The following is an 11123-nucleotide window of genomic DNA, read 5'->3' on the forward strand; positions in this document are numbered from 1 at the left end:
CCCTTGTAGATCCACCTCTCGACACGCAGGTGCTTGTCGGAGGAGTAGACCCTGGCCATGTAGTTGCCGAGGGGAATGTAGGCGAGCGCCAGCGCCCCTATGAGGGCGAGCAGCTGGAGAAAGCCTGCGAGTACGGGACCCATGTCGCCCGCTGCGGAGGCAGCTGATGTCACAGTCAGAACCTCTCCGGGAAGATCAGGGCGAGGACGAGATAGCCCAGCAGGGCGACGGCCACGACGAGGCCGACGATGTTCTCGGCGGTCACAGCTTCGTCACCCCCTTGGCGACGAGGGCCACCAGCGCGAAACCGGCGAGCACGGCGACGACGAAGGCCACATCGGCCATCGCGAACTCCTGGAGTGAGGTTCGATGCAAACGGACTAGTAGAGGAAAGCGTCTCCCTGGCCGGATCGGATCGCCCGTTTACGGCTCTCATACGGCGGCACCCACGGCTTTGACGGGACTCTTACGGTCTCTGATCCATACCGGTGAGTAGGCCGCCGTGACGGCGGGTGTTCCGAGCTCACGGCAGCCGGAAGCGGAGCCGGCAGATCACCGCGTCCGTCTCCCGTCGCACGGCGTGTGCGACGACCGCGCCCCGCTGGTTCTGCAGCAGCCGCTGCCACAGCCGCTCCGGTTCGGTCTCCGCAATGAGCACGGTGACCCGGGTGCCCGGCTCGGCCGCGGTCACCTCGCGGACGTAGGCGGCGACGGGACGGCCCAGACTGCGCCGCTCGCAGGACAGGGGGACGAGGGGGACGCCCGGGTTCCACGCTGCCCAGGAACGTTCCAGGGTGTGCAGGGCGGCCCGGTCCTCGGGGTCCGGGTAGCACACGGTCACCGCGCGGACCTCGTCGCCGAGGGAGGAGGCCGCGGTGAGAGCCTCGGAGGTCAGCCTGGAAAGGGACGAGACGGGGACGATCACCAGCGAGCGCTCGCGGTGCGGGGGCTCGGGTATGCGGCCGAGACCGAGCCGCTCGCCGATCCGGCCGTAGGCGCGGTGGACGGCTACGAAGGCGGCCACGAGCAGCGGAAGCATCACGACGACGAGCCAGGCGCCCTCGGTGAACTTGGCGGCGGTGACGACGACGGTGGCCACCGCGGTGAGCACTGCCCCGAACCCGTTGAGCAGCGCCTTCCCGCGCCAACCGGTCCCCCGCACCAGCCGCCAGTGCCGCACCATTCCCACCTGGGCGATGGTGAACCCGACGAAGACCCCGATGGCGAACAACGGCACCAGCGTGTTGGTGTCGCCGCCGGAGAACACCAGCAGCGCCGCCGAGACCAGGGCCAGGGCGAGGACACCGTGCCGGTGGACCTGGCGGTCAGCCTTCAGGGCGAAGACGTGCGGCGCGTAATTGTCGCGGGCCAGCAGCTTCAGCAGCACCGGCAGGCCGCCGAAGGAGGTGTTCGCGGACAGGGCGAGCAGGATCATGGTGGCGAACTGGATGACGTAGAAAGCCCAGTTGTGGCCGAGGGAGGCGTCTGCCAGCTGGGCCAGGACAGTGACGCCCTCGACCGGCTGGAGGTGGAAGCGTCCGATCAGTACTGACAGGCCGATGAGCATCAGGCCGAGCACGGCGCCGAGGGCGACCTCCGCGCGCTGGGCCCGCTTGACCCGCGGGGCCCGGAAGGAGGGGACTGCGTTGGCGATGGCCTCCACGCCCGTCAGCGCGGCACAGCCGGAGGCGAAAGCTTTCAGCAGGAGCAGGGTCCCCACGCTCGTGGCGTTGTCGGCGACCACCGAGGCGTGCCCGGCGGCGGTGGCCGTGCTCACGGGGTGGGAGCGGAAGAGACCGACGGCGATGAGGACGAAGATCGAGCCGACGAAGACGACCGTCGGCACGATGAAAGCCTTCGCCGACTCCACGATCCCGCGCAGATTGACGCCCGTGATCAGGGCGAGCACCGCCAGGCACAGCCACAGCCGGTCGTCGTAGAGGGCGGGGAAGGCCGAGGTCAGGGCCGCCACGCCCGCGGTGACGGCCACGGCGACGTTGAGGACGTAGTCCAGCACCAGCGACGCGGCCGCCACCAGGCTGGTGCGCGCGCCCAGGTGGGTCTTGGCGACCGCGTAGGAGCCGCCGCCGTCCGGGAAGGCCGCGATGACCTGCCGGTACGAGGCCACCAGTACCGCGAGCAGGGCGGCGATGGCCAGCGTGACCGGCATCGTGAAACCCAGGCCGTGGGCGCCCGCGGCCGCCAGGACGAGGACGATCGCCTCGGGGCCGTACGCCACCGACGCCATGGCGTCCAGCGACAGCGCGGCCAGGCCCGTGGCGGTGGTCAGCCGGTGGCGTTCACCGGTATCCGGAGGTTCCTCGCCGGCGGGGACGGCGTTCGGCTCGATGGTCACGACGGACATGGATGCGGACTCCTTCTTGCCTCGGCCACGCACGCGGGCTGATGCGCGCGGCAGCATCCAGGTTCGGTCCGTTTCCGGCCGCGTCCGACAGCTCCTTGCGGCTTCTTCGCGCCCAACCACCCGACCTTGACGTGGCCTTGACAGGCATGTGACCTGCGCGACTCTCATGTGCTCCCGCCGGGCGACGTGTTCCACGATCAAGAGGCAAGGAACCGCTGGATATCCGTCAGAGCCGCATCAAGGCGTACCGACCGGGTTCCTCGGCTCACTACCGTCAGCACCATGGGACGCCGTGACGACCGTGACGACGACGTGCGCGGAGGGCCGCCCGGCGCGTACGCGGAGCGGCCCGACGGATCCGGTGACGCGACGAACGCCCCTGAGTGGGTGCTGGAGTTGCGGGCCACCGTCCGCTGCGCGGGTGTGCTGCTCGTGCTCGTTCTCCTGGTCGACTGGGGCTCCGGCAGGCTCACCCCGTGGCGCGCCGCGTTGTGGTTCGCTCTCGCCGGGCTGCTGTTCGTCGTGCTGTGTCCCGCCCGGGTGTCGGCGGGCGGGAACTGGCTGGCCTCGCGCCGACTGGTGCGTGAGCACCGGGTACGGACGGATCTGCTGGTGTCGGTCCGCTGCGTGGACGGCATCTCCCAACGGATCCTGCTGCGGGACGCGCTCGACGGCCATGTCGAGATCGACCCCGAGGTCCTGGTGCGCAATCCGCAGCTGTGGTTCCGCCTGCACGAGGGCGCGCGGAAAGCCACTGCCGACGGGCTCCTGCGGTGCGGTGCGACGGTCTTGGGGCGCATCGCCCGCCGCGTGGACGACGAGAACGCGCAGGCCGTGTTCAAAGCCTCCGGCCTGGAGTGAGTCAAAGCCTCCGTTCTGGAGCAAGCTCAGCCGGCTCCGACGGGTCCAGCCGTGTCCAGCGCCGACCCGGCCTGGTCGGCCAGTGTCACCGCCACGAGCCGTGCCTGGAGCGGAGGTACCGGCCCCGGGCCTGGAGCGAGCATGAAGCGGCCGAGGTAGTGGCCGTTGCCGTAGGCACGCAGCTCGATCTCACCCTCGGGCCAGCCGGCGACGTCCACGTCCCACGAGCGCCTGCCCACCGTCAGACCGCCGTCGTTGTGCAGCCAGGGCGGCTGCCCCAGGAGGATGCCGTACTCGAAGCGGCACGCGCGCAGCCCGAGGAGTTCGGTGAGTTCCCGGCGGACGTGGTCGACCACGGTGTTCGCGGAGCCCGACGAGTGCGCCAGTTCGGCCGTGCGGTGGATACGCGAGAGGTACGTCGCGTCCGTGACCGTGACGACCTCCAGACGGCGTGCGCGGGCCGCCAGTTGGGACACGATCACTCCGACGACCAGCAGGAGCACCGCCGTCTCGATGTCGGCGGACGCGTTGATGTCGAAGGTCTCGTACGGCCGGGTCAGGAAGAAGTCGAACCAGGCCGCCGCCGACAGCGCCGCGAGCACGCCCGCCGTACGGCTGCCCAGCGTGGCCACCGCGACGACCACCACGACCAGGACGAGCGCGGCGTTCGTGTGCGACAGGCCGGTACGGAACGGGACGAGTACGAGGGCCGCCAGGAAGGGGCCGACGAGGCCCGCCGTCAGGGCGAGCCGGTCCCGCAACGGCCAGGTCCGGGGCGTGGCCCGGGTCCTGCTCCGGGGATGCTTCCACGCGCTGGTCGTCGTGCTCATCACGCACCTCCCACGGTGTGCTCCGTCGGTTCGGCACCCACGCTCTGCGCGGCGAGCGGCAGCGACACGACCATCGTGAGACCGCCGCCCGGAGTGTCCTCGGGGGTGAGGGTGCCGTTCATGGCCTCGGTCAGGCCCCGCGCGAGGGCCAGTCCGAGACCGAGGCCGGTCGTGTTGTCGGTGTCGCCGAGCCGCTGGAAGGGCTCGAAGAGCCGATCCCGGCCGTCGGCGGGCAGACCGGGCCCCCGGTCCACGATCCGCAGCTCCACCCGGCCTGCCAGGGCGCTTGCGGTGACCAGCACCTTCTTCCCGTGCGGTGTGTGGCGCTCGGCGTTTCCGGCCAGGTTGGCGATCACGCGTTCCAGCAGCGGCGGGTCGGCAAGCACCAGGGGGACCTCTTCGACGTCCGCCACGTCCACGCCGGAGACGTCCGTCAGTGCCATGGGCAGGACCTCCTCCAGCGAGGTGGGACGCAGGTTCAGCGGGAGGGCGCCCGCCTCCAGGCGGCTGAGGTCGAGGAGGTTCTCGACCAGGCGGTTGAGTTTGGCCATGGACTCGTCGGCAGTGGCGAGGAGTTCGTCGCGGTCCTCCGAGGAGAACTCGACGTCGCGGCTGCGCAGCGAGGTGACGGCCGCCCAGCCGGCGGCGAGCGGGGTGCGCAGGTCGTGGCCGACGGCCCGCAGCAGCGCCGTTCGCAGCCGGTCGGCGGCCTTCACCGGCTCGACCTCGGCCGCGGCCTCGGCGAGCCGGGCCCGCTCCACCGCCGACCCGACGTGCGCGGCGAACGCGGCCAGCACCCGGCGCTCGGACGACGACATCGCGCGGCCGGACAGCACGAGGAAGGCGCCGGGGCCCGCCGGGACGGCCGTCGCACCGGCCGCGTCGGGAGGCTCCTCCAGCAGGTCCGCCGACTCCATGCCGAAGGTCTCGCGCGTCCGCTCCAGCAGCGCCGGGATCGTCGCCTCGCCCCGCACGATGCTGCCGGCCAGGGACGACATGGTCTCCGCCTCGGCCGTCGCGCGGGCGGAGCGGCGCGACAGGCGCAGGGAGCGGTCCACGACCGCGGCCACGGTGGCCGCCACGACCGCGAACACCGCCAGGGCCAGGAGGGCGTTCGGATCGTCCAGCGTGAACTGGCCGATGGGCGGGATGAACCAGTAGTTGAGCAGCAGGGACGCCGTCACCGACGCGATCACCGCCGAGGTGACCCCGCCTATGCAGGCCACCCCGACCACCGCGAGCAGGAACAGCAGCGCCTCGCTGGTCAGGTTCAGCGTGCCCCGCAGCTGGGCGAGGCCGATCGTGAGCAGCACCGGCAGCACCAGCCCCGCCACCGGGCCGGCGATCAACCGGGCCGTGGACAGCGTGCGCCGCCGCGAGGGCAGGAGCGTGCCGCGTCCGGCCCGCTCATGGGTGACCCGGTGCACGTCGATGTCGCCGGACAGCTCGGTCACGGTCTCCCCCGTACCGGGGCCGGTCAGGAACCGTGACAGCCGGCCGCGGCGGCTCGTGCCCAGCACCAGCTGCGTGGCGTTCTCGGCACGGGCGAACTCCACCAGGGTCGTGGCGATGTCGTCGCCCACCACCGAGTGGTAGCTGCCGCCGAGGTCCTCGACCAGCCGTCGCTGCCGGGCCAGCGAGGCGTGCGAGACGCCGGCGGCCAGGCCGTCGCTGCGGGCCACGTGCACGGCGAGCAGGTCGCCGCCCGCCGACCGGTCGGCGATCCGGGCGGCCCGCCGGATCAGGGTGTCTCCCTCGGGCCCGCCGGTGAGCGCGACGATCACCCGTTCCCGGGTCTCCCACACCTTGCCGATGCCGTGCTGCGAGCGGTACTCCTGGAGCCCTTCGTCGACCCGGTCGGCCACCCACAGCAGCGCCAGCTGCCGCAGCGCGGTCAGGTTGCCCGGCCGGAAGTAGTTGGCGAGGGCCGCGTCGATCTTCTCCGGGGCGTAGATGTTGCCGTGCGCCATGCGCCGGCGCAGGCCCTCGGGCGGCATGTCGACCAGTTCGATCTGCCAGGCGCGGCGTACGACCTCGTCCGGGACTCTCTCGTGCTGCGGCACCCCCGTGATCTTCTCGACCACGTCGTTGAGCGACTCCAGGTGCTGGATGTTCAGTGCCGTGACGACGTCTATGCCGACGTCGAGCAGGGTCTCGATGTCCTGCCATCGCTTGGGGTTGCGGCCGTCACCGGGGATGTTGCTGTGGGCGAACTCGTCGACGATCACGACCTGCGGACGGCGCGCGAGCACCGCGGCCAGGTCCATCTCCTCGAACCGTCCGCCGCGGTAGGTGCAGGCCACCCGGGGGACTGTCTCCAGTCCGTCGAGCATCGCCTCTGTGCAGGGCCGCCCGTGGCACTCCGCGAGCCCCACCACCACGTCCGCCCCGCGCGCGGCGCGGCGACGCCCCTCGTCGAGCATCCGGTAGGTCTTGCCGACCCCCGGAGCCGCCCCGAGGTAGACCTTCAGTCGTCCGGGCCGTACGTCACTCATCGCCGCCGACGCGCTCCGCTCACTGGTGCAACTCTCCTGCGCACAAGGGTTTCCCCTCCCAAGGAAGCCGCTTCACGGGGCGGTCGGCGCGGTTGTTAGCGGTTCCTTGTCGCCGGTCCCGGGGACCTTGACACTGTCTTGACGTGACCAGCGCCCGATAGGGTGAGCACCGGTGTGCCGGGAAGTCTGGTCGGCCGGGAGTCACAGTGACTTCTGTTGGGGCCCCAGGGGGACGGCATGCGCAGCGTCGGTACGGTTCTCGCCCTCGTGGTCCTCGCCACGGTGGTCGCCACCTTCGCGCGCCGGTGGCGCATTCCCGCCCCTTCACTACTGGTCGTCGCCGGCCTGACGGTGGCGCTGCTGCCGGGCACCCCGCGGATCGAGATCAGCCCCGACATCATCGGGCTGGTGGTCCTGCCGCCCCTGCTGTACGCGAGCGCGGAGGACATGCCCTGGCGGGAGCTGCGCGCGGTGTGGAAGCCGGTCGGGATACTCGCCATCGGCCTGGTCCTGGCCTCCGCGGCGGCCGTGGCGGTGGTGGCCGCGCTGGTCACTCCCCTGTCCTGGCAAATGGCGTTCGTGCTGGGCGCGATCCTGGCGAGCACGGACCCGGTGGCGGTCACCGCGCTCGGCCGCCGGCTCGCCCTGCCGCCCCGGGTGCAGGTGCTGGTGCAGGCCGAGAGCCTGTTCAACGACGCGACCTCGCTGGTGCTGGTACGGGTCGCGGCCGGCGTGGCCGTGGCGTCCGCCGCCGCGAACTGGGGAGCAGCGGGGGGTGAGTTCCTGGTGCTCGCGGGCGGCGGCACGGTGATCGGGGCCGCGGTCGCCGGAGTGATCACACTGATCCGGCGCCGCACCGAGGACCCGGTGCTGGAGACGGTGATCGCCCTGATCACCCCGTACGCCGCCTACCTGCTGGCGGAGGTCGCGCACACCTCCGGGGTGACGTCCTGCGTGGTGGCCGGTGTGGTCCTCGGCGGCCGGGGCGAGAAGCTCACCACCGCCCGCATCCGCCTCCAGCTCCACGCCGTCTACGGCACGGTCGTCTTCCTGCTGGAGAGCGTGGTCTTCAGCCTCATAGGGCTGGCCCTTCCCACCCAGGTGCAGGCCCTGGCCGACGGTGACCGGGCCTGGCCGCTGTACGCCCTCGCGGTCGCCGCCACGGTCGTCGCCGTACGCATGCTGTGGCTCGCGCCCCTGTCGGCGGTCGTGCAGCGCAAGGGCGGCCTGGGCCGGGTGAACTGGCGGGTGCCGATGGTACTCACCTGGGCCGGCACCCGCGGGGTGATGCCGCTGGCCGCCGCCCTCTCCATCCCGGAGGTCATGAAGGACGGCACACCGCTCACCGACCGGCCGCTGGTCCTGGTCCTGACCACCTCGGTCGTGGTCGTCACCCTCGTCGTCCAGGGCTTCACTCTCGCCTCGGTCGTCCGCCGTTCCGGCATCGCGCTGGAGCCCGCGCACACCGCACGCGAGGAGGCCGAGGCCCGTTCCCACCTCGCCCACGCCGGCCTCACCCGCCTGGAGGAGCTCGCGGAGCTGGAGGTCGTGCCGGAGGTCGTCCTCGACCGGCTCCGCCGGGGCCTGGCGGCCCGCCTGGACGACGCCGACGTGGGCACCGAGTCCGCCGACCATGTCTACCGCCAGCTCCGCCGGGACCTGATCGTCGTCGAGACCGCGGCGCTCCAACGCCTCTACGACGATCACGCCATCAGCGACACGACGCGGCGACGGCTTCAGCGGGGGCTGGATCTGGAGGAGGCTCGGTTGGCGGATGCGTAGCGCTTCGCGATGGGACCCCATATTGATACCAACGGATGCCTTGCCCACTGCGGACCTCGCCGCGTTCGCACCGCGGCGCGGCACTAGAGTGAGACGGTGACGTCTTTGCCGGAAGACCCGCTGTCACTGATCAGTGAAGACGACCGCGACACGGCCGTGAACCGCCTGCAGGAGGCATACGCCGAAGGCCACATCTCGCACGAGGAGATGGACGAACGCCTCCACCAGGTGCTCACCGTCACGACACGCGCCGAGCTCGTGTCGGCCATGGCCTCGCTCCCCGCCGAGAAGCCTCCCACCACGTCCACGATTGCCGCCGCCAGCGGGTGGATCCGGCGAGGCGGCGCGTGGCGGGTGCCACGAATCCTCAAGGTCGAGTCCGCATACGGAAAGGTGGACCTGGACCTGTCGCGGGCGGTCATCGAGCACCCTGTCGTCGACATCGAGCTGCAACTCCCGTACGGCAGGGCCAGGATCACGGTGCCTCGCGACGCGATCGTCGAGATCGAGGATCTGCGCAGCGAGTGGAAGGACCCGAGATACAAGCCCCGGCGGCACTCCCGCCCAGGCGGGCCGCGGATCCGGATCTTCGGAGCCATGGGGTACGGACGACTGAAGATCCGCCACGCGTGGCGATGAGGCCCCATCCGCAACCCCAGCGGATGCCCTCCTACACCGCGCCTCCAGCAATCGGATCGGAGGTCACCCACATCCCACCGCCAGAAACACCGCCACGGCGAACCTATGTGGTCAGAGCACTTGGCAGATTCAGCGGAACTCCGCCAGTCGGGGCCGCAGTCCCAGCGCAGCCAGGACCATCGCCGCACACAGCAACCCGCACGCCCAGGGAAGCAGGCTGCCCGCCTCCGAACGCCCCTCCGCCACGGACGACGTGAAGTGGGTGCGGTTGATGTCCGCCACCTTGTCCAGCGCGTCCATCCACGCCCCGAAGTGCGCGTTGGACGTGCCCGGCTCCCACCCCATGCAGAACTCCACCGCCTCCTGTTCCTTCCCGGCGGCGAGCAGTGCGCGGATCTTGCGGTCGTCGCGCTGGTAGACGGCGTACGCGTCGACCGTCTTCTCCGCCGCGGCGCGTTCACCGGGGAAGGTGATGTTGTCCAGTTCGCGGCGGAAGTCGCCGGTGAAGCCCAGGTCGTGGTGGTCGATCTCGTACGCGTGCCAGGTGGTGGCGAGTTCCGAGTCGTACGTCGTCAGCGTGGCACCCTTCAGTCCGTACAGCTGCTGGGACTTGGCGAGGAAGGAGTCGGCGTACTGCGTACGGCGCTGCGGGTCGAGCAGATAACGGCTCTCGTCGGCGTTGGCGTCGTACGCGACGGCGCGGGCGTTGGAAAGGGCGACGACGGAGTCGAATGCGTCGCGCCGGGCCGCGCGCAGTTGTTCCGTGGAGGCGGACAGCATCTGCGCCCCGAGGAGCACCGCGAGCAGCGTGCAGACGGTGGCGGCCAGCACTCCTGGATTCAGGGTGCGCTGGAAGCGGCGGGCCAGATACCGCTGGAGGACGCCGAGCACGGCGAGCAGCAGCACGCCGAGGGCGAGGACGATGGCGAGTTCGGTGCGCAGGCCGGAGCGTGCCGAGGAGTACTCGGTGTCGAAGGCCGCGTTGTTCGAGGTCAGCAACCTGCTTGCGGCGGGGAGGAGTTGGGTGCGCAGCAGGTCGGTCGCCTGACGGTAGTCGGTCAGGGCGCCTGCCTTGCCTCCGTGGTGACCGTCGTTCTCCAGGGCCCGGCCGATCAGCTCCTGGTACTCGGCAAAGCCGTCGGTCAGCGACTCCACCGTCTGCTCGTCGGCCCGGCTGCCCTGCGCGGCGACCGCGAGGGTGCTCAGATCGTGCCCGATCTCGCGCCGGGCGTCAGCGTAGTAGCCGACGGCCTTCTCGTACGGCGTCTGGAGCCGGCCCTGTCCCGCGTCTCCGTTGGAGAGCAGGATGTTGGCGGCCTGGGCGTCCATGTCGTTCAGGGCCAGGTCGAGATCGGCCGCGCTGGTGGTGCGGGGCGCGTCGTGGCCGGCCACGCTGCTCCAGGTGCCCAGGGTGGTGAGCCCGGCCACCAGCAGGAGTACGGCGAGTGTGCCGGCGAGCAGGCACGTGGCCGCGCGCAGAAGGCGCAGCCGCGCGGGCACAGAGGCCCAGTAGCGGCGGCGCAGAGCGGCCCGCGCGGCCACGGCCTGCTGCCTCGGGAGGCGTCGAGGACGGTCCGTCCGCGACACCCCTCCCTGGCGCGGTCCGGAGCTGCCTCCGGGCGGGGTGACCGCCGGTTGCGGCAGCTGCTCGCCGACCTCCGGCTGAGGTCTGTGCGATGTACCGGCCGTGATGGTCACGGTCCCTCCCCGTCACGCCACGGACGGTCGCCCGTCCCCCCGTTGACGCTCAGTCTGCGACCGGATCCGGCCAGGAGCGGGCGGCGTTGACGGTCTTCTGACGGCGCGCCAGGTCGGTTTGACGCGACCTTGACGGTGCTCGCGCCGGACCCGTATGAAAGCCGCAAATTCCGCGCTGGACAGGGTTGTTCGGTCCTCGTTCGCGGATAGGTTCCTGTGGTCCGCCGCCGAGGCCGAGGCGTCAACGGCCTCACCCGCTCCGGAGTCCTCAATCCGAGCGTGGCGCGCGGCGGCGTGGTGCGTGTCCCGAAGACAGGCACCACCGTGTGGCGTCCCGTCGTCTTCCCACGCCGACGTCCGCACGTCCGTGGGGGGGGGGGGGGGCCCCCCCCCCCCCCCCCCCGCCCCCCCACGACCGGCCACGAGCAACGCCACGGACGGCCACCGATCCGC

8 protein-coding genes are annotated in these 11123 nt (G+C 71.3%); 3 read left to right on the plus strand and 5 right to left on the minus strand.

What is annotated here, in order from left to right:
* Nucleotides 1-175: 175 nt before the first annotated feature.
* Both kdpF and ABZ887_RS50465 read right to left on the minus strand, forming a co-directional pair.
* Nucleotides 176-265, minus strand: coding sequence for a K(+)-transporting ATPase subunit F (gene kdpF, locus ABZ887_RS50460; RefSeq protein WP_016434100.1), 90 nt, complete (start codon nucleotides 263-265; stop codon nucleotides 176-178).
* Between the two features lie 258 nt (nucleotides 266-523).
* Nucleotides 524-2365 (minus strand): APC family permease, encoded by a 1842-nt coding sequence (locus tag ABZ887_RS50465; protein WP_361306372.1) that lies wholly within the window; start codon nucleotides 2363-2365, stop codon nucleotides 524-526.
* 282 nt (nucleotides 2366-2647) lie between these two features.
* Here ABZ887_RS50465 and ABZ887_RS50470 point away from each other — a divergent pair, with 282 nt between their 5' ends.
* Nucleotides 2648-3226 (plus strand): hypothetical protein, encoded by a 579-nt coding sequence (locus ABZ887_RS50470; RefSeq protein ID WP_361306374.1) that lies wholly within the window; start codon nucleotides 2648-2650, stop codon nucleotides 3224-3226.
* 26 nt (nucleotides 3227-3252) lie between these two features.
* On the opposite strand, the gene ABZ887_RS50475 is transcribed toward ABZ887_RS50470, so the two are convergent.
* Both ABZ887_RS50475 and ABZ887_RS50480 read right to left on the minus strand, forming a co-directional pair.
* The gene (locus tag ABZ887_RS50475) at nucleotides 3253-4056 is read right to left on the minus strand and encodes a DUF4118 domain-containing protein (protein WP_361306376.1); all 804 of its coding nucleotides are present in this window, start codon (nucleotides 4054-4056) and stop codon (nucleotides 3253-3255) included.
* Nucleotides 4056-6551: an ATP-binding protein gene (locus ABZ887_RS50480; protein WP_361306378.1), complete on the minus strand. Its 2496-nt coding sequence runs from the start codon at nucleotides 6549-6551 to the stop codon at nucleotides 4056-4058. The genes ABZ887_RS50475 and ABZ887_RS50480 overlap by 1 nt, the downstream gene beginning before the upstream one ends.
* Nucleotides 6552-6788: 237 nt before the next feature.
* Here ABZ887_RS50480 and ABZ887_RS50485 point away from each other — a divergent pair, with 237 nt between their 5' ends.
* Both ABZ887_RS50485 and ABZ887_RS50490 read left to right on the plus strand, forming a co-directional pair.
* On the plus strand, nucleotides 6789-8333 hold the full coding sequence (locus tag ABZ887_RS50485; protein WP_361306380.1) for a Na+/H+ antiporter: 1545 nt from the start codon (nucleotides 6789-6791) through the stop codon (nucleotides 8331-8333).
* 96 nt (nucleotides 8334-8429) lie between these two features.
* Nucleotides 8430-8972: a DUF1707 domain-containing protein gene (locus ABZ887_RS50490; RefSeq protein ID WP_361306382.1), complete on the plus strand. Its 543-nt coding sequence runs from the start codon at nucleotides 8430-8432 to the stop codon at nucleotides 8970-8972.
* 129 nt (nucleotides 8973-9101) lie between these two features.
* Here ABZ887_RS50490 and ABZ887_RS50495 read toward each other — a convergent pair whose 3' ends face one another.
* Nucleotides 9102-10514: a hypothetical protein gene (locus ABZ887_RS50495; RefSeq protein ID WP_361306384.1), complete on the minus strand. Its 1413-nt coding sequence runs from the start codon at nucleotides 10512-10514 to the stop codon at nucleotides 9102-9104.
* Between the last annotated feature and the right edge of the window lie 609 nt (nucleotides 10515-11123).

The sequence above is a fragment of the Streptomyces sp. NPDC047061 genome (genome assembly GCF_040643955.1).
In the GTDB taxonomy this organism is placed as follows: Bacteria; Actinomycetota; Actinomycetes; order Streptomycetales; family Streptomycetaceae; genus Streptomyces.